The sequence below is a fragment of the Sphingomonas sp. SP5 genome, from assembly GCF_058313455.1.
Window position 1 is genome coordinate 258298 of record NZ_JBZFLF010000002.1, and the last position, 16939, is coordinate 275236.

Here is a 16939-nt window from a genome sequence, read left to right on the forward strand (position 1 = left end):
TTGGCGCCAAGCCGCTGCTTTAAGGATCAAGGCCGAGCCTCGCTTGGCGTCACGAATCCATGGAAAGCTGTCGCGTCATTCGGCGGATCAAGAAGATCGAGCAGGCGCACCGATATATTTAGACTGCCGAGCTGTCGGGTTCGTCCATCATGAGCCCTGTCTGATCAGGGCGTCACCCCGAACGTGCAGATCGGCGTTTTTCTCGCCTTCGCGCGACCGTCTTTGCATTTAGCAGCGACGCTGCCGCATAAGAAAAACCCCTCCCGCACCGGCGTGCGGGAGGGGTTCGTCGTCACGCGCCGAAGGTGCGCTGCCACCAGCCACGGCGGGGCGGTTCGCCATCGGTGGCCTCGGAAGCGTCCGCGGCCTCGGCAGCTTCGGCGGGCGTCGTGCCGTCCTGGGCCACGGCGAGGGTCGCCTCCGGCTGCGGTGCCGGTTCCTCGGTGGGCGCGGCGTCCTCTGCTACGGGCGCTGCTGCAGGCGCCTTGCGGGTGCGGCGGCGCTTGGGCTTCTCCTCGGCAGCGGCCGTGTCCGCTGGGGCGGCGACCGGAGCCGGAGCGCTCGGCGCAGCCTCTTCTGCGGGGGCGGGCGTTGCCTTCTTGCGGGTGCGCTTGGGCTTGGGCGCAGGCTCGGCGACGGGCGCTTCCGCCTCCACCACCGGCGCTTCCACCGGCTGCGGGGCCGGCTCCGCGATCGGCTCGGCGACCGGTGCCGCGGCGCGGGCGCGCGGGCGGCGGCGGGTACGCGGCGCCTCGACCGGAGCGGCCTCCGGCGCTGCGGGCTCGGGCGCATCGAGGCCGGTGGTCACCGGCCCTGCATCGCCCGCTTCCGCGATCGGCTCGAGTTCGGCCACAGGCTGGCCTTCTTCCGCCTCGCTGCCGGCGGCATCGCCCGGTGCTTCGGTCGTGCCCTCCGCTTGGCGACGACCGCCACGACGACCGCGGCGACCGCGACGGCGGCGCCCTTCGCCCTGAGGCTGCTCCTCGGACGGCTCGCCGGCCTCGACGGCGGCACCCTCGTCCTCGTCGTCGCTCTCGCTGTCCACCGGCTCTGCGGCAGGTGCGGCATCCGCCTCGTCGTGCGACGCCTCGCCGGCCTCTTCGTCACGGTTGCGACCGCGGCGACCGCGACGGCGGCGACGCCGGCCACGACCGCGACCCTCGCCGTCGTCCTCGCCACGCTCTTCACGCGGACGGGCGTCGCGACGCGGCTCGTCCTCGGCCTCGACGACCTCCTCTTCCTCTTCCTCGTCCTCGATCTCCTCGGGGACGTCGTCATAGTCTTCTTCGATCAGCGCCTCGATCTTGGGCGCATAGGCCGGCGGCGGGCCGGACGCCTCGACCGACATGCGGGCGCCTTCTTCCTCACGATCCGGGATGATCTCGACGGTCACGCCATAGCGGTCCTCGATCTCGGCGATATCGGCGCGCTTGCGGTTGAGGACGTAGATCGTCGCTTCCTGGCTGGCGCGCAGCGTCAGCAGCGAGCCGCGGCCGCGCGCCGCCTCGTCCTCGATCAGGCGCAGCGCGGAGAGGCCGGCCGACGAGGCGGTGCGGACCAGGCCGGTGCCCTCGCAATGCGGGCAGGCGCGGGTGGAGGCTTCGAGCACGCCGGTGCGCAGCCGCTGGCGGCTCATCTCCATCAGGCCGAACGACGAGATGCGGCCGACCTGGATGCGGGCGCGATCGTCCTTCAGCGCCTCCTTCATCGCCTTCTCGACCTTCCGGACGTTGGAATTGTTGTCCATGTCGATGAAGTCGATGACGACGAGGCCGGCCATGTCGCGCAGGCGCAGCTGGCGGGCGATCTCCTTGGCCGCTTCGAGGTTGGTCGCGGTCGCGGTCTGCTCGATATTGTGTTCGCGCGTCGAGCGGCCGGAGTTGATGTCGATCGACACCAGCGCCTCGGTCGGGTTGATGACCAGGTAGCCACCCGATTTCAGCTGCACCACCGGATGGTACATCGCGGCGAGCTGATCCTCCACGTGCGCGCGCTGGAACAGCGGCACGGCGTCGGCGTACTGCTTCACCCGGCGCGCATGGCTGGGCATCAGCAGCTTCATGAATTCGCGGGCGTGGCGATAGCCTTCCTCGCCCTCGACCAGCACCTCGTCGACGTCCTTGTTGTAGATGTCGCGGATCGCGCGCTTGATGAGGTCGCTGTCGCCGTAGACGAGCGCAGGCGCCGCCGAACTCAGCGTCGCTTCGCGGATGCCGTCCCACAGGCGGGCGAGATAGTCGAAGTCGCGCTTGATCTCGACCTTGGTGCGCTGGAGGCCGGCGGTGCGGACGATGCAGCCCATCGACGGCGGTAGCTGCATGTCGGCCATGATCGACTTCAGCCGCTTGCGATCGGCGGCGTTGCTGATCTTGCGCGAAATGCCGCCGCCATGGCTGGTGTTGGGCATCAGCACGCAATAGCGGCCGGCAAGGCTCAGATAGGTGGTGAGGGCTGCGCCCTTGTTGCCGCGCTCTTCCTTGACGACCTGGACCAGCAGCACCTGGCGGCGGCGGATCACGTCCTGGATCTTGTAGCGGCGACGCAGGTTCATGCGGCGCTGGCGCAGCGCCTCCACCTGATCGTCGTTGCCGCCCCGCGGCTTCTTCGACGTGCCGTCGGACGTGCCGGTGTCGCTGTCGCCCTCGTGCGCCTCGTCGTGCTCGGCCTCGTCCGCATCGTCGAAGTCGTCGTGCTCGCCATCCTCGGCGTCATGCTCGTGGTCGTCCTCGTCGGCGTCCTGCTCGGCGCGCAGCGCGGCCTCTTCGGCGGCATGCTCCGCCTCTTCGCGCAACAGCGCGTCGCGGTCTTCCTTGGGGATCTGATAATAATCGGGGTGGATTTCGCTGAAGGCGAGGAAGCCGTGGCGATTGCCGCCATAGTCCACGAACGCCGCCTGCAGCGACGGCTCGACGCGCGTCACCTTGGCAAGATAGATATTCCCCTTGAGCTGCTTGCGCTCGGCGCTTTCGAAATCGAACTCTTCGATCCGGTTACCCTTGACGACTGCGACGCGGGTCTCTTCCCGGTGGCGTGCGTCGATCAGCATACGCGTGGTCATTGAAATGTCTCCGCGCGCGTGGCGCTCCGCCGGCCGGTCCCGAAGGGAGGGGGCGGGAGGGCGCGCACGCGCGTTGATAGATGGCGCCGGGCGGACCGGCGCGATGGTGTGGCAAAGATGCGTCTGCTCGCCCAGCACGTCGGGGGGCACGGCCCGCCCACACGTTCGACACGCCGCCGGCCGAGGCCGGGCGGTGTCGAACGTGGGAAAAGTGCGTCATGCGAGCGTCAACCTGGTTAAGGCCGCGCCGGGAAGGCGCGGAGACCCGCCGCGTCGCCTTAGCCAAAAGGGGCGACGCACGGGTGCACGGCATGACTAGCATCGCTCCGGGCGCATCGCAACTGGCAGGAACTTGCCGCAGCGGCGGCAAAACCATGCCGAACGGCGGATTAACCTTGCCGGGCAACCGGGCGTTCGCACCCCCCGGCTATGACGGTGACCGGCGATGCAGCGGACACGGGCCGCGGGCAGGGTTCGCCAAAGGGGTAGAGTATGGCTTTTCGCTGGACCCGCGCACCCTTTGCGCGGCAAGGACGGCGCGTGTTCGCGCTGTTCGCCTTGATCGCCGGCTGGTGCGCGAGCGTTCCCGCCTGGGCGGAAACCGCGATCCGCAGCGTCGCGGTGCAGGACGGACGGATCGTGATCCGCTTCGACGGCCGCATCGCCGCCGCCACGGGCGAGGTGCTGGAGCGCAGCCGCCAGATCGCCGTCGATATCGCCGATGCGGCGCCGGGTGCGCGCGTCGCGGCGGGCGGCCCGATCCGCGGCGTGCGCCAGATCCGCTCGGGCACGGGCACGCGCCTGCTGTTCGATCTCGCCGCTCCGGCGGTGATCGGCGACGGCGGGTTCGACGCGGATGGGCGCGGCCTCACCTTGTCGCTGGAGCCGGCGAGCGCCGCGCGGTTCGCCGCGGCGGGGCTGGCCGGGCCGCTCAGCTTCATGGCGTTCGACTTCGGCGACTGGACGGCGAAGCCACGCTACAAGGTGTCGATCCCGGTGCCCCCGCCGGCGCGCGCGGCGCTGCCCAAGGTGCGCGGCGACGACAGCCGGCCGCTGGTGGTGATCGATGCGGGCCATGGCGGCGTCGATCCCGGCGCGATCAATCCCACTACGGGGCTGCGCGAAAAGGACGTGACGCTGCGCATCGCCAAGGCGATCCGCGACGACCTGCTCGCCACCGGCCGGGTGCGCGTGGCGCTGACCCGCGACGACGACCGCTATCTGGTGCTGCGCGAACGCTATGGCATCGCGCGCCGGCTGAAGGCGAACCTGTTCATCTCGATCCACTGCGACAGCGTCGGCAGCGAGGAGGCGAGCGGCGCCTCCGTCTATACCCTGTCGGAGGTCGCATCCGACAAGGAGGCCGCGCGCCTCGCCACGCGCGAGAACAAGGCGGACGTGATCTCCGGCGTCAACCTGGGCGATGCCGGCGCCGACGTGTCGTCGATCCTGATCGACCTCACCCAGCGCGAGACGATGAACTCCTCGGCCAGCTTCGCCCGCTTGCTCGGGCGCGAGGCCAAGCCGCTGATCCCGACCAAGCCGGTGTTCCACCGCATGGCCTCGCTGATGGTGCTGAAGGCGCCCGACATGCCCTCCATCCTGTTCGAGACCGGCTACATCTCCAACCCCGGCGATGCCGCCTTCCTCGACAGCCGCGAAGGGCGCGAGCGGATCGCGCAGAGCGTCACCAAGGCGGTCGAGGTGCATTTCGCGCGGCAACTGGCGAGTCGGTGAGCCGGATCGACGCCGGCTGCCGCTCCCCTGCCGGGGCAGGGCTATCGCATATGGGCTGTCTGATCCGGAAAGGTGTTCCTTAAGCCCCGGTCATGCCGGACTTGGTCCGGCATCCACCGTGCCGCACACCGAAACACTATTGATTTTGCGGCACGGTGGACCCTGGAACACGTCCGGGGTGACGGAGCGGGAAAGCAATAATCTATAACCCTCAGATCGCGCCGGAGAACGTGTCGCATTGCGCCGGATCGCCCGTCTCTATGCCGCGCTGCAGCCAATAGGCGCGCTGCGCGGAGGTGCCGTGGGTGAAGCTGTCCGGCACCACGCGGCCCTGCGTTTCCTTTTGCAGCGTGTCGTCGCCGATCGCGCGGGCGGCGGTGAGGCCTTCCTGCAGATCGCCCGGCTCCATCCGGTCGCGGTTGTGCGCCGCCCAGACACCGGCATAGCAGTCGGCCTGCAATTCGAGCCGGACGGAGGCGGCGTTGCCCTCCGTCTCGCCGCTGCTGCGCTGGATCTGCTGCACCTTGTCCGAGGTGCCGAGCAGGTTCTGGATGTGGTGGCCGAATTCGTGCGCGATCACATAGTCCTGCGCGAAATCGCCCTTGGCCCCGAAACGGTTGGCGAGTTCGTTGAAGAAGCTGGTGTCGAGATAGATGCGGCTATCCGTCGGGCAGTAGAAGGGGCCCATCGCCGATTGCGCGGCGCCGCAGCCCGAACGGCCGTTCTGAGAGAAGAAGCTGAGGCCCGGCGCGCGGAAACGCTGGCCGCTTTGCGCGAAGATCGCTTCCCAGGTCTTGTCCGCCGAGCTGAACGCGTTGCAGGCGACGCGCTTGTCGGGATCGGACGAGCAGATCGCCGTCGCGCCGCGCCCTTCAGAGGGAGCGCTGCGGGTCACCTGCGTGCCGCTGCCGCCACCGCCGATCAAGCCGCCGAGATTGCCGAGCCCGCCGAACACCGCGAACAGCAGCAGTACGACGACGATACCGCCGCACCCGAACCGGCTGCCGATCAGCGGCAGCAGGCCGAAGAGCAGCCCGCCACCACCGCCACCGCCGCCGAAGCCTCCGCCGGTATTGCCTTGGTCTTCGACGTCAATGTTGGGATCGAAATCGTCGAGACGCATGGCAGGCTCCCTTTGGCTTGTCAGCCGAATGCCCGAACCCTCCCCCCGGTTGCAACCACGCGCCCGCCGACGCAGGACGGCAGGCGACAGCAGGAGAGCCAAGCGCCATGTTCCTTCAAGGCAAGACCGCAATCGTCACCGGTTCCACCTCCGGCATCGGCCTCGCTTATGCCCGTGCCTTTGCGGCGGAAGGCGCCGCGGTGGTCATCAACGGCTTCGGTGACGCCGATGCGATCGAGGCGATCCGCGCCGAACTCGCCGCGACGAGCGGCGCGCCGGCGCTGTACGATGCCGCCGACATGACCCGGCCGGACGCGATCGCGGCGCTGGTCGAGCGGGCGCATCGCGAAACGGGCCGCGTCGACATCGCAGTCAACAATGCCGGCATCCAGCATGTCGCCCCGATCGAGGATTTCCCCGACGAGAAGATGGAAGCGATCGTCCGCATCAACCTGCTGAGCGCCTGGTATGTCGCCAAGGCGGCGGTGCCGCACATGAAGCGCCAGGGCTGGGGGCGGATCATTACCACCGCATCGGCCCACAGCCTGGTCGCGAGCCCCAATAAATCCGCTTATGTCATGGCGAAGCACGGCATTGCCGGCCTGACCAAGACGCTGGCGCTGGAGACGGCACAGGCGGGGATCACCGTCAACTGCATCTCGCCCGGCTATGTCTGGACACCGCTGGTCGAGGCGCAGATTCCCGATACGATGAAGGCGCGCGGGCTGACGCGCGAGCAGGTGATGAACGACGTGCTGCTCGCCGCGCAGCCGACCAAGGAATTCGTCACGCCCGAACAGGTCGCCGCGCTCGCCGTGTTCCTGTGCCGCGACGAGGCGAAGGCGATCACCGGCGCCAATCTGTCGGTCGACGGCGGCTGGACGGCGGCATGAGGGCGGCGCGCTTCGCCATGCTCGGCCTTGCCGCGGCGCTGGTCGCGACGGCGGCGGTCGCGCGCAGCGACGATCCGCGCGAGGTGGATTGGCGCAAGGCGGCGACGGCGCAGGACCGCGCCCGCCTGCGCAACTGGCGCGATGCGTGGATCGCCGCGCTGGCCAAGGTGCGCGCGGCGCCCGACGGGGCATCGACGCTCGCCGCGGATGCCGCGCTGTTCGATCCCGATCGGGTGATCCAGGGCGCGGCGCTCGGTCCGGGTGCCTATCGCTGCCGCAGCTACCGGCTTGGCGGCGTGGGGCCGGCCAGCCGCGCGCTGCTGGCCGGGGGATGGCGGACCTGCCGGGTCACCGAAGAGGACGGGGTGCTGCGCTTCGCCACCGACGGCGACCAGCGCGAAAGCGGCACGCTGTACGACAGCACCGATTCGCGCACCGTGTTCCTCGGCACGCTGGCGCTCGGCGACGAGCGGCGGCCGACGCCCTACGGGCGGGACCTGCGGCGCGACATGGCCGGGCTGGTCGAGCGGATCGGGCCTGATCGCTGGCGGCTGGTGCTGCCGTTCCCGGGCTTCCAGTCGACGCTGGATGTGGTGGAGATCGTGCGCGGTTGAGCTATTGCGCCGGGACGGTCTGCACCATCTGTACTGGAGCAGGGGCGGGGGCAGGGGCAGGCGGCAGCGCAGTCACCGGCGCGACCGGCGCGGTGAGCGGAGAGGCGACGACCACTGCCGGCCCCAGCGGGGGCAACGAGGCGAGATACGCCTTGCCGTGCATCGCGACCAGCGTGACATGGCCCTCGTTCGCCGCCGCCACCGCCTTCAGATACGATCGCGGCTTCTTCATCAGCCGGGGCTGGTCGAGCCCGGTGAGCCCGGCGATGCGCGCCGCTTCCTTGACGAAGTGGATGCAATTGCGCGTGCCGAGATTGTAGCGGGCGTCGCCGGTCTTCTCGTCCCATGCCGCGATCAGCGCCAGCACCTGGGCATATTGCGCATCGCTCAGTGTGACGGAGAACTGCGCGTCGCTGCCGGCGATGTAGAACGGCTTGGAGATGTCGAGCCGGCCCGCCACGGTTCCCATCAGGATCTTGGGGCTGACCGACTTGGCGGTGAAGCCGTAATTGACGTCCACCGGTGCGCCGCCCGCATCGGGCACGCCGCGCAGCGTGAAGAAGGCATGCGGGAAGCTGTTGCCGAGTTCGTGGCTCCAGAAGGTGATCGTCACCGCCGCCAGCGCAGGCGCCGCCCCGAAGAGCGTCGTGAGGACGAGCAGGGCAGCAAGCAGCGGGCGCAGGACGAAGCGGTGCATGGCCCGTACGTTAGCTGCAAAGCCGCGGGCTCGCAAAGCCGATCAGCTGCCGTCGTCGTGCGGGTTCCCATGCTCGTTGGCCGCGGCGGCGACCGTCGCCAGCGTCGCGGCATTCTCGCTTTTCTCGGGCCGGATGTAGATCGAGCTCAACGTCGGCACGGCGGCGCGCAGCTGATCCTCCATTTCCTCGATGATCGTCTCGCCTACGCCCATGGTCAGGTGATCGTCGAAATCGGCGCTGACCGCGACGAAGATCGCATCGGGTGCGGTGTGGATGGTGCGGACGTGGTTGACCGCGGTCACCGCCGGATGTGCGGCGACGATCTGGCGGACGCGCTCGACCACCTCCGGATTGGCGCGCTCGCCGATCAGCAGTCCCTTGGCCTCGCGCGCGAGCAGGATCGCGACCAGCCCCAGGATCAGCCCGATGGCGATCGACGCGATGCCGTCGATGCGCGGATCGAGGAAATAATGGCTCGCCCACACGCCCATCGCGGCGATGCCGAGGCCGGCGAGCGCCGCCGAATCTTCGAACAGGACGATGAAGCCCGCCGGATCCTTGCTCTGCCGGATCGCGCGCCACCAGCCGGTCGTCCCCTTCGACTTGGCGAATTCGCGCATCGCGATGAACCAGGACGATCCCTCCAGCGCCGCGGCGATGGCGAGGACGATGTAATTGACCAGCGGGTCGGTCAGATCCTCGGGCTCGATGATGTGCAGATAGCCTTCGTAGATCGACACGCCCGCTCCGACCGCGAAGATCAGGATCGCCACCACGAACGCCCAGAAATACAGTTCGCGGCCATAGCCGAACGGATGCACCGCATCCGGCGCGCGCTTGGCGCGATGCTGGCCGTAGAGCAGCAGGATCTGGTTGCCGCTGTCGACGCAGCTGTGCACCCCCTCGGTCAGCATCGACGACGATCCGGTGATCCCCGCGGCGACGAACTTGGCGACGCCTATGCCCAGATTGGCCGCCAGCGCGCCGTAGAGGACGATGTTGTCGCGAATCCGTGCGGTCAGGCTGTCGGTCATGCTGGCTCCCCGTCGCGTCTTGCCGCGACGCGGGCAGGGATACGCGCGAAGGGGTGGAACGGCTCCCGCGGCGATGTTATAACTGGTGTATGAACAAGTCAGCCGACATCAAGCCCGCCCAGGAACTGCGCGTCATCAAGATCGGCAATTCGCAGGGCGTCATCCTCAGCAAGGACCTGCTCGCCAAGCTGGGCGTCGAGCAGGGCGGCACGATCGATGTCGTCGCCAAGCCCGACGGCTTGTTCCTGCGCAAGCATGATGCGGGATTTGCCGAGCAGATGGCCGTGGCCCGCGACGTCATGCGGCGACGGCGTGACGCGTTGCGCGAACTTGCCAAATGACCGCATGGATCTGGGTCGATATCGAGGTGGCGCTTGCCGCCCATGACGAACAGCTCGCCGAACATGGCGGCGCCGCTGGATTGCGCGATCGATCGATGTTGGAGAGCGCGCTTGCTCGTCCACTCAACCTGCTGGCCTATGGCGAACCGGATGTGGCGGACCTTGCGGCCAGCTACGCATTCTGGATCGCGCGAAATCATCCCTTCGTCGACGGTGACAAGCGTACCGCGCTGGTGGTGAGCGAAACGTTCCTGCTGCTCAACGGCTATGTGCTGAACGCATCCAATGTCGAATTGGTCGTGACGTTCCTGGCGCTGGCGGCGGGGGACATGGATACGGCAGCACTCGCCGCCTGGTTCCGCGCGCACATTGCGTGAGTCCGGAACGGGAATGGCCGCCGGCGTACAGGACGCCGGCGGCCACCTTTCCTCCCCAGGAAACTCTCTGGCCATCGGTTAGCGGCTGTCCGCAGCCGTCGTCAGCAGCGCGGCGCAACCGGGTGAAGTCACCGTGTCCACACGCTGACACTCCGTTCCGTCATGCTGTAAGGAATTGACAAGACGCCCCGTACCGGACATTCGAACGGGAGGGGGAGACAGTGATGGCGGAGCGTAAATTGTTTGCCGGCCATGCCGTGCGCCGGCTGCGGCGGCAGGCAGGCCTGACCCAGGCGGCGATGGCGGAGGCGCTGGCGATCTCGTCGAGCTACCTCAACCTCGTCGAGCGCAACCAGCGGCCGCTGTCCGCAGCCTTGCTCGTCAAGCTCGCCGAATCGTTCGACTTCGATCCGCGGGCGCTGACCGCCGGCGAACCCGGCGGCGGCGAGGCGGCGATGCGCCGCCGCTTGGCGGACCCGATATTCGCCGACCTGGAGATCGACCGCAACGAAGTGGGCGAATGGCTCGCCGGCGCGCCGGGCGGGGCGGAAGCCTTCGCGCGGACCTACGACCGGCTCGGCGCGGGCGGCGGCAGCGGGGCGGACCATGTCGACCCCGTGGCCGAGGTGCGGCGCGAGATCGAGCGCTGGCGCGGCCATTTCGCCGACCTCGACGGCATGGCGGAGGCCTTGGCCGACGAACTGCGGCTGGGGGCGGGCGATCTCTATGGCGCGATCGCCGAGCGGCTGCGCGTCAAGCACCAGCTGACCATCCGCATCCTGCCCGTCGACGTGATGCCCGATCTGTTGCGCCGGCTCGACCTGCATGCGCGGCAGTTGCAGCTGAGCGAAACGCTCGATTCCGCCTCGCGCACCTTTGCCGCCGCCTACCAGCTGGCGCAGATCGAGGCGCGGGCGGAGATCGAGGCGCTGGCCAAGGGCGCGGGGTTCGCCGATCGTTCGTCGGAGCGGCTGTTCCGCCGCCACCTCGCCAGCTATTTCGCCGCGGCGGTGATGATGCCCTACGCGCGCTTCCTGCGGGCGTGCGAGACGACGGGCTATGATTTCGAGCTGCTGCAACGCCGCTTCGGCGCGGGCTTCGAACAGGTCGCGCATCGGCTGACGACGCTGCACCGCGTCGGCGCGCGCGGCCTGCCGTTCTTCCTCATCCGGATCGACCGCGCCGGACAATGTTCGAAGCGCTTCTCCGGCGCGAGCGTCTCGCCGCTCGCCGAGGCGGAGGGGCGGTGTCCCCTGTGGCGGCTGCATCACGCCTTCGACCGGCCCGGTGCGCTGGCGGTGCAACTGGTCGAGCTGGAGGATGGCGCGCGCTGGCTGACGATCGCGCGCACCGTGACGCCGCAGCGGCGGCGCTATGGCGGCGTGCTGGCGGAGTTCGCCGTCGGGCTCGGCGTGGCGGCGGACCTGGGCGGCGCGCTGGCGGTGGCGCGCGGCGTCGACCTGCGGGGCGATGCGACGCCGATCGGCCTCGGCTGCCGCGCCTGCCACCGGACCGATTGCCCGCAGCGTTCGGCGCCCCCCACCGGCCGCGCCCTGCTCATCAACGAGCGCGACCGCGGCGTGTCTGGCTTCACCTTTGCCGGAGATTGATTGTAGGAAAAGTTACAACCGCACAGAGATAACGCCGGTAGTGTGACAAGTGCACTCCGATTATCGGCCGCGCGCCGTCGAATCGGCTGTCATTTTCTATACACCGCCTCGCATCGGAACCAGCGAGGGACGTGACCATGACCTACCAGCAGCAGATCGGCGGCGCCCACCAGCTCATCGGCGGGCAGCCGACATGGGGCGGCATCGATGCGGAGGCTGTCGCGCGCATGCAGCTTCAGAACCGTTTCCGCACGGGCCTGGACATCGCGCGCTACACCGCCGCGATCATGCGGAGGGACATGGCGGCCTATGACGCCGATCCCGCGGCCTACACCCAGTCGCTTGGTTGCTGGCACGGCTTCATCGGCCAGCAGAAGATGATCGCGGTCAAGAAGCATTTCGGCACCACGCAGGGCCGCTACCTGTACCTGTCCGGCTGGATGGTCGCCGCGCTGCGCAGCCAGTTCGGTCCGCTGCCCGATCAGTCCATGCACGAAAAGACGAGCGTCCCCGCCCTGATCGAAGAGCTCTACACCTTCCTCCGCCAGGCCGATGCGCGCGAACTCGGCTTGCTGTTCCGCGATCTCGACAGGGCGCGCGAGGCAGGCAATGAGGTCGAGGCGCAGCGGATCAGCCACGCCATCGATACGCACCAAACCCATGTCGTGCCGATCATCGCCGATATCGACGCGGGCTTCGGCAATGCCGAGGCGACCTATCTGCTGGCCAGGAAGATGATCGAGGCGGGCGCCTGCGCCCTGCAGATCGAGAACCAGGTCAGCGACGAAAAGCAATGCGGCCATCAGGACGGCAAGGTCACCGTGCCGCACGAGGACTTCCTCGCCAAGGTGCGCGCCTGCCGCTACGCCTTCCTCGAACTGGGCGTGGAGGACGGCATCATCGTCACCCGCACCGATTCGCTGGGTGCGGGCCTGACCAAGCAGATCGCCTATTCCAGGGAAGCGGGCGACCTCGGCGATCAGTATAACGCCTTCCTCGACTGCGAACCCGTCGAGGCGACCGATATCGGCAGCGGCGACGTTCTCATCGCGCGCGAGGGCCGGTTGCTGCGACCCAAGCGCCTGCCGTCGAACCTGTTCCAGTTCCGCGAGGGTACCGGGGCGGATCGCTGCGTGCTCGATTGCATCACCAGCCTGCAGAACGGCGCCGACCTGCTGTGGATCGAAACGGAAAAGCCGCACATCGAACAGATCGCCAGGATGGTCGATCGCATCCGCGCGGTCGTGCCGAACGCCAAGCTCGTCTACAACAACTCACCCAGCTTCAACTGGACGCTCAACTTCCGCCAGCAGGTGTACGATGCCTGGACCGAGGCGGGGCAGGACGTGTCGGGCTATGATCGTGCGCGGCTGATGAGCGCCGACTATGACGGCACGCCGCTGGCGGACGAAGCCGACGAGCGCATCCGCACCTTCCAGAAGGATGCGAGCGCACGTGCCGGCATCTTCCACCATCTCATCACCCTGCCCACCTATCATACGGCGGCGCTGTCCACCGACACGCTGGCGCGCGACTATTTCGGCGAGGCGGGCATGCTCGGCTATGTGAAGGAGGTGCAGCGCCGCGAGATCCGCGAAGGCATCGCCTGCGTGAAGCACCAGAACATGTCCGGCTCCGACATCGGCGACGACCACAAGGACTATTTCGCCGGCGAGGCCGCGTTGAAGGCGGGCGGCGCACACAACACGATGAACCAGTTCGCGGCCTGAAGGGGAGGGGCGCTAGCCTCCCCGTGGTCATCCCCGCGCAGGCGGGGATGACGGCGACTGAGGGTCAGGCCCCCGCGGCGTCGAGCCGGTTGAGCTGCTCCTTGCTCAGCGCCAGGGTCATCGCGGGCAGCAGGTCCTCGACCTGCTCCACCCGCGTCGCGCTGGCGATCGGCGCGGTGACGCCGGGCTGGGCGATCAGCCAGGCGAGCGCGATCTGGGCATGGGTGGCGCCGGTGTCTTCGGCGACATCGTCCATCGCGGCGAGGACCGCCGCGCCCTTGCCCTCGAGCAGATCGCCCATGCGGCCGCCGCGCACGCTCTGGTTCAGGTCGTCGCGGTTGCGATACTTGCCGGTGAGGAAGCCGGAGGCGAGGCCATAATAGGGCAGCACGCCGATATTCTCGGTGACGCAATAATCCTGCAACTCGCCTTCGAACGTGTGGCGGCTGACCAGGTTATATTCGGGTTGCAGCACGTGATAGCGCGGCAGGCCGCTCGCCTTGGCGGCATCGACCGCCGACTTGAGGCGGCCGGCATGGAAGTTGGAGGCGCCGATCACCCGCACCTTGCCGGCGTCGATCAGCCGGCCGAACGCGTCCAGCACCGCCTCCTGCGGCACCGACTCGTCATCCTGATGGGCGTAATAGAGGTCGATCCGATCGGTGCCGAGGCGGCGCAGCGACGCTTCCGCCGCGGCGGCGATGCGGGCAGGGGCCAGTTTCTCGCCGCCCTCGCCGGGCAGCATGCCGACTTTGGTCGCGATCAGCACCTCGTCGCGCTTGCCGCTCGTCTTCAGCCATTCGCCGATCATCGTTTCCGATTCGCCGCCGCCATGGCCATCGACCCAGGCCGAATAGACGTCGGCGGTGTCGATCATCGTGCCGCCGCCAGCGACGAAGGCGTCGAGCACGGCAAAACTCGCCTGCCGGTCGGCGGTCCAGCCGAACACGTTGCCGCCGAGCACCAGCGGCGCGATGCGAAGGTCGGTGGAGCCCAGGCGGCGCAGGTCGGTCATCGGTCGTCCGTATCGTTGGAGGTGACGGCATCGAGATCGACGCTGTTGGCATCGAGCATCGCGGCGGCGTCGTTCAATTGTGCGGCCTCGTCGGCCGAAACGGCACCGGGATCGTCGCTGCGCCCCGGCGAACAGGCGGGAAGGGTGGCGAGGAGCATCAGGGGAAGGCCCAGTGCGGCGATGACACGTTGCATGGCCACGGACCTTCCCCCGATCGATCCGAAGATCAATCCTTCAGCGCACGTCCGGCGCGTTCGAGCGTGTTGCCCGTCGCGTCGGCGGCGCGATCGGCGGCGTTGGAGATCGCCGCGCCGGCGCGGTCGGCGCCGCGATCGATCCGGGCACCGGCATTGTCGCTCGCCCGCGCGATATCGTCGCCGGCATTGTCGAGGTGGCGTTCGGCCGAACCGAAGGCGCGATCGGTGGCGGCATCGACATCGCTCACCGCGTTGCGGGTCGTCGCCTCGGTGTCGGCGGCGATCGCATTGCCCGCCTGCGCCGTCTGGTCCTGGGCATTCTGGCTGCACGCGGCAAGGCCGATGGCCAGCGGCGCAGCGAGGATCAGCAGGCGTTTCATAGGTTTCTCCCTTGATGACTCAACCTCGCGCAAACGCAGGATAAGCGCTTCGGGTCCGCGTTGACCCCATATAAAGATATCTTTATATGTTGAAGCGCGATGACCCTGGCGCTCGACATCTTCCGTGCTCTTGCCGATGCGACGCGGCTGCGCATCTTCTCGCTGCTGCGCTCGATGGAGCTGTCGGTGGGCGAATTGGCGCAGGTGCTGGGGCAAAGCCAGCCGCGCGTCAGCCGGCATGTGAAGATCCTGTGCGATGCCGGCCTTGCCGAACGCCGCAAGGAAGGCAGCTGGGTGTTCGTCGCGCTCGGCCGTGCGGCGGCGACCGCCCCCGTCGCCGCGGCGATCGACCAGTGGAGCCGGGCCGAACCCGATCACTGGGCGCTCGCCGATGTCGCGCGGCTCGCCGCGGTGCGCGCCGATCGGGCCGCGAGTGCCGCCGCCTGGTTCGAAGGGCATGCCGACGAATGGGATGCGATCCGCTCACTGCACGTCGCCGAGAGCGAGGTGGAGGCGGCGATGGCCGGCGTGCTGGGGGCAGGGCCGCTCGGCAGCCTGATCGATATCGGCACCGGCACCGGGCGGATGCTCGAACTGTTCGGCGCCCAGGCGGACAGCGCGCTCGGCATCGATCGCTCGTCGGAGATGCTGCGTCTCGCCCGCGCCAAGCTGCACGACCGGCCCAATACCGAATTGCGCCAAGCGGACCTGTACGCGCTGCCGATGGCGGATGGCGCGGCGGACGTCGCGATCCTGCACCACGTTCTCCACTTCGCGCAGCAGCCGGGTGCGGCGATCGCCGAGGCGGCGCGGGTGCTGGCGCCGGGCGGGCGGCTGCTGATCGCGGATTTCGCCCCGCACGATCGCGAGGACCTGCGCCAGCGCGATGCGCATACGCGGCTGGGCTTCGCCGACGAGCAGATCGCGGGCTGGTTCGACAATGCCGGTCTTGCCCTTGCCCGGACCGAGACGTTGCAGGGTGGAGAGTTGACGGTGACTCTGTGGCTCGGCGTGAAGTCCGTCCTGCGCCGGGTCGAAGGGCCGGGTATCAATTTGCGTGAGGTGAAAGCGGCATGACGATCTCGGTGAACCAGCTGGAAGAGGCGCAGATCGCCCTCAAGGCACCGCTCTATGCGGACGTGGCCGGCGACCTCGACGTGTCGTTCGAGTTCTTCCCGCCCAAGAGCGAGAAGATGGAGGAGCAATTGTGGGACGCGGTGCGCACGCTCGAACCGCTCGCCCCCAGCTTCGTCTCGGTCACCTATGGTGCGGGCGGATCGACGCGCGAGCGCACGCATGCGACGGTGGCGCGCATCCAGCGCGAAACCAGCCTCGCCGCCGCCGCGCACCTGACCTGCGTCGAGGCGACCAAGGCGGAGATCGACCAGGTGGCCGAGGAATATTGGGCGGCGGGCGTGCGCCACATCGTCGCGCTGCGCGGCGATCCGCCGGCGCAGGGGCAGAAGTTCGCCAGCCATCCCGGCGGCTATGAGAATGCGGCGGCGCTGGTCGCCGGCCTCAAGCGGCTGCACCCGTTCGAGATCTCGGTCGCGGCCTATCCCGAATGCCATCCGGATTCGCTCAGCGTCGATGCCGACCTCGACAATCTCAAGGCGAAGCTGGATGCGGGCGCGACCCGCGCGATCACGCAGTTCTTCCACGAGCCCGAAACCTTCTTCCGCTATCGCGACAAGGTGGCGGCGGCGGGGATCACCGCCGAGATCGTGCCGGGGATCATGCCGGTCACCAATTTCGCCAGCGTCGTGCGGATGAGCGCGATGTGCGGCACCGAGGTGCCGGCGTGGATGGCGCGGCTGTTCGACGGGCTGGAGGATCATCCCGCCGCGCGCCAGCTGATCGCCGCGACGCTGGCGGCGGAACTGAGCCGCAAGCTGTATGCGGGCGGCGTCAAGTCTCTCCATTTCTACACGCTCAACCGGGCCGAACTGTCCTTCGCGATCTGCCACCTGCTCGGCGTGCGCGCGAAGCCGGTGAGTGCGGCGGCCGCGGCGGCGTAGCGATCGTGATCCTCCCCGGCACGGGGAGGGGGACCAGCCGAAGGCTGGTGGAGGGGGCTCTCCACTGGCGGCATCGTGTGAGGAGAGCCCCCTCCACCCCTCGGCTTTGCCGAG

At 68.6% G+C, this 16939-nt stretch carries 16 protein-coding genes; 9 read left to right on the forward strand and 7 right to left on the reverse strand.

Annotated features, from left to right (window positions below; all coding sequences use genetic code 11):
- Nucleotides 1-292: 292 nt before the first annotated feature.
- Entirely contained in the window at nucleotides 293-3046 is a 2754-nt protein-coding gene (locus AC4GY7_RS05015; RefSeq protein ID WP_491112800.1) for an Rne/Rng family ribonuclease, read from the reverse strand.
- Between the two features lie 504 nt (nucleotides 3047-3550).
- Here AC4GY7_RS05015 and AC4GY7_RS05020 point away from each other — a divergent pair.
- The gene (locus tag AC4GY7_RS05020) at nucleotides 3551-4795 is read left to right on the forward strand and encodes an N-acetylmuramoyl-L-alanine amidase family protein (protein ID WP_491112283.1); all 1245 of its coding nucleotides are present in this window, start codon (nucleotides 3551-3553) and stop codon (nucleotides 4793-4795) included.
- 211 nt (nucleotides 4796-5006) lie between these two features.
- Here AC4GY7_RS05020 and ypfJ read toward each other — a convergent pair whose 3' ends face one another.
- Nucleotides 5007-5918: a KPN_02809 family neutral zinc metallopeptidase gene (ypfJ, locus tag AC4GY7_RS05025; protein ID WP_491112284.1), complete on the reverse strand. Its 912-nt coding sequence runs from the start codon at nucleotides 5916-5918 to the stop codon at nucleotides 5007-5009.
- A 107-nt stretch (nucleotides 5919-6025) separates the two neighbouring features.
- Here ypfJ and AC4GY7_RS05030 point away from each other — a divergent pair, with 107 nt between their 5' ends.
- On the forward strand, nucleotides 6026-6811 hold the full coding sequence (locus tag AC4GY7_RS05030) for a 3-hydroxybutyrate dehydrogenase (RefSeq protein WP_491112285.1): 786 nt from the start codon (nucleotides 6026-6028) through the stop codon (nucleotides 6809-6811).
- Nucleotides 6808-7425: a DUF4893 domain-containing protein gene (locus AC4GY7_RS05035; protein ID WP_491112286.1), complete on the forward strand. Its 618-nt coding sequence runs from the start codon at nucleotides 6808-6810 to the stop codon at nucleotides 7423-7425. Before AC4GY7_RS05030 ends, AC4GY7_RS05035 begins: the two co-directional genes overlap by 4 nt.
- A gap of 1 nt (nucleotide 7426) precedes the next feature.
- On the opposite strand, the gene AC4GY7_RS05040 is transcribed toward AC4GY7_RS05035, so the two are convergent.
- Both AC4GY7_RS05040 and AC4GY7_RS05045 read right to left on the reverse strand, forming a co-directional pair.
- A complete protein-coding gene (locus AC4GY7_RS05040) occupies nucleotides 7427-8122 on the reverse strand; it encodes a hypothetical protein (protein ID WP_491112287.1) in 696 nt (231 codons plus the stop codon).
- A gap of 42 nt (nucleotides 8123-8164) precedes the next feature.
- Entirely contained in the window at nucleotides 8165-9157 is a 993-nt protein-coding gene (locus AC4GY7_RS05045) for a cation diffusion facilitator family transporter (RefSeq protein ID WP_491112288.1), read from the reverse strand.
- Between the two features lie 89 nt (nucleotides 9158-9246).
- On the opposite strand from AC4GY7_RS05045, the gene AC4GY7_RS05050 reads away from it, so the two are divergent.
- The 4 genes from AC4GY7_RS05050 (at nucleotide 9247) to AC4GY7_RS05065 (ending at nucleotide 13215) form a co-directional block, all read left to right on the forward strand.
- Nucleotides 9247-9498 carry an AbrB/MazE/SpoVT family DNA-binding domain-containing protein gene (locus AC4GY7_RS05050; protein WP_491112289.1) on the forward strand — a complete coding sequence of 84 codons (252 nt, stop codon included), beginning with the start codon at nucleotides 9247-9249 and terminating at the stop codon, nucleotides 9496-9498.
- Nucleotides 9495-9875 (forward strand): type II toxin-antitoxin system death-on-curing family toxin, encoded by a 381-nt coding sequence (locus AC4GY7_RS05055; RefSeq protein ID WP_491112290.1) that lies wholly within the window; start codon nucleotides 9495-9497, stop codon nucleotides 9873-9875. Before AC4GY7_RS05050 ends, AC4GY7_RS05055 begins: the two co-directional genes overlap by 4 nt.
- A 224-nt stretch (nucleotides 9876-10099) precedes the next feature.
- A complete protein-coding gene (locus AC4GY7_RS05060; RefSeq protein ID WP_491112291.1) occupies nucleotides 10100-11485 on the forward strand; it encodes a helix-turn-helix domain-containing protein in 1386 nt (461 codons plus the stop codon).
- 137 nt (nucleotides 11486-11622) lie between these two features.
- Nucleotides 11623-13215: an isocitrate lyase gene (locus AC4GY7_RS05065; RefSeq protein WP_491112292.1), complete on the forward strand. Its 1593-nt coding sequence runs from the start codon at nucleotides 11623-11625 to the stop codon at nucleotides 13213-13215.
- 64 nt (nucleotides 13216-13279) lie between these two features.
- Here the strand turns inward: AC4GY7_RS05065 and AC4GY7_RS05070 are convergent, their stop codons facing one another.
- From AC4GY7_RS05070 to AC4GY7_RS05080, 3 genes are read right to left on the reverse strand one after another with little or no spacing between them, the layout of a single operon-like run.
- Nucleotides 13280-14230 (reverse strand): aldo/keto reductase, encoded by a 951-nt coding sequence (locus tag AC4GY7_RS05070; RefSeq protein WP_491112293.1) that lies wholly within the window; start codon nucleotides 14228-14230, stop codon nucleotides 13280-13282.
- On the reverse strand, nucleotides 14227-14430 hold the full coding sequence (locus AC4GY7_RS05075; protein ID WP_491112294.1) for a hypothetical protein: 204 nt from the start codon (nucleotides 14428-14430) through the stop codon (nucleotides 14227-14229). The genes AC4GY7_RS05070 and AC4GY7_RS05075 overlap by 4 nt, the downstream gene beginning before the upstream one ends.
- 26 nt (nucleotides 14431-14456) lie before the next feature.
- Complete coding sequence (locus tag AC4GY7_RS05080; RefSeq protein WP_491112296.1) at nucleotides 14457-14807, reverse strand: hypothetical protein; 351 nt, start codon at nucleotides 14805-14807, stop codon at nucleotides 14457-14459.
- 99 nt (nucleotides 14808-14906) lie between these two features.
- On the opposite strand from AC4GY7_RS05080, the gene AC4GY7_RS05085 reads away from it, so the two are divergent.
- Nucleotides 14907-15884 (forward strand): ArsR/SmtB family transcription factor, encoded by a 978-nt coding sequence (locus tag AC4GY7_RS05085; protein WP_491112297.1) that lies wholly within the window; start codon nucleotides 14907-14909, stop codon nucleotides 15882-15884.
- Entirely contained in the window at nucleotides 15881-16825 is a 945-nt protein-coding gene (metF, locus tag AC4GY7_RS05090) for a methylenetetrahydrofolate reductase [NAD(P)H] (RefSeq protein ID WP_491112298.1), read from the forward strand. The genes AC4GY7_RS05085 and metF overlap by 4 nt, the downstream gene beginning before the upstream one ends.
- Nucleotides 16826-16939 lie beyond the last annotated feature (114 nt).

Excerpts from the sequence above, each read along its gene's own strand:
- AC4GY7_RS05015 (WP_491112800.1), bottom strand. The coding sequence starts at position 3,046 with ATGCTGATCGACGCACGCCACCGGGAAGAGACCCGCGTCGCAGTCGTC.
- AC4GY7_RS05020 (WP_491112283.1), top strand. The coding sequence starts at position 3,551 with ATGGCTTTTCGCTGGACCCGCGCACCCTTTGCGCGGCAAGGACGGCGC.
- ypfJ (WP_491112284.1), bottom strand. The coding sequence starts at position 5,918 with ATGCGTCTCGACGATTTCGATCCCAACATTGACGTCGAAGACCAAGGC.
- AC4GY7_RS05030 (WP_491112285.1), top strand. The coding sequence starts at position 6,026 with ATGTTCCTTCAAGGCAAGACCGCAATCGTCACCGGTTCCACCTCCGGC.
- AC4GY7_RS05035 (WP_491112286.1), top strand. The coding sequence starts at position 6,808 with ATGAGGGCGGCGCGCTTCGCCATGCTCGGCCTTGCCGCGGCGCTGGTC.
- AC4GY7_RS05040 (WP_491112287.1), bottom strand. The coding sequence starts at position 8,122 with ATGCACCGCTTCGTCCTGCGCCCGCTGCTTGCTGCCCTGCTCGTCCTC.
- AC4GY7_RS05045 (WP_491112288.1), bottom strand. The coding sequence starts at position 9,157 with ATGACCGACAGCCTGACCGCACGGATTCGCGACAACATCGTCCTCTAC.
- AC4GY7_RS05050 (WP_491112289.1), top strand. The coding sequence starts at position 9,247 with ATGAACAAGTCAGCCGACATCAAGCCCGCCCAGGAACTGCGCGTCATC.
- AC4GY7_RS05055 (WP_491112290.1), top strand. The coding sequence starts at position 9,495 with ATGACCGCATGGATCTGGGTCGATATCGAGGTGGCGCTTGCCGCCCAT.
- AC4GY7_RS05060 (WP_491112291.1), top strand. The coding sequence starts at position 10,100 with ATGGCGGAGCGTAAATTGTTTGCCGGCCATGCCGTGCGCCGGCTGCGG.
- AC4GY7_RS05065 (WP_491112292.1), top strand. The coding sequence starts at position 11,623 with ATGACCTACCAGCAGCAGATCGGCGGCGCCCACCAGCTCATCGGCGGG.
- AC4GY7_RS05070 (WP_491112293.1), bottom strand. The coding sequence starts at position 14,230 with ATGACCGACCTGCGCCGCCTGGGCTCCACCGACCTTCGCATCGCGCCG.
- AC4GY7_RS05080 (WP_491112296.1), bottom strand. The coding sequence starts at position 14,807 with ATGAAACGCCTGCTGATCCTCGCTGCGCCGCTGGCCATCGGCCTTGCC.
- AC4GY7_RS05085 (WP_491112297.1), top strand. The coding sequence starts at position 14,907 with ATGACCCTGGCGCTCGACATCTTCCGTGCTCTTGCCGATGCGACGCGG.
- metF (WP_491112298.1), top strand. The coding sequence starts at position 15,881 with ATGACGATCTCGGTGAACCAGCTGGAAGAGGCGCAGATCGCCCTCAAG.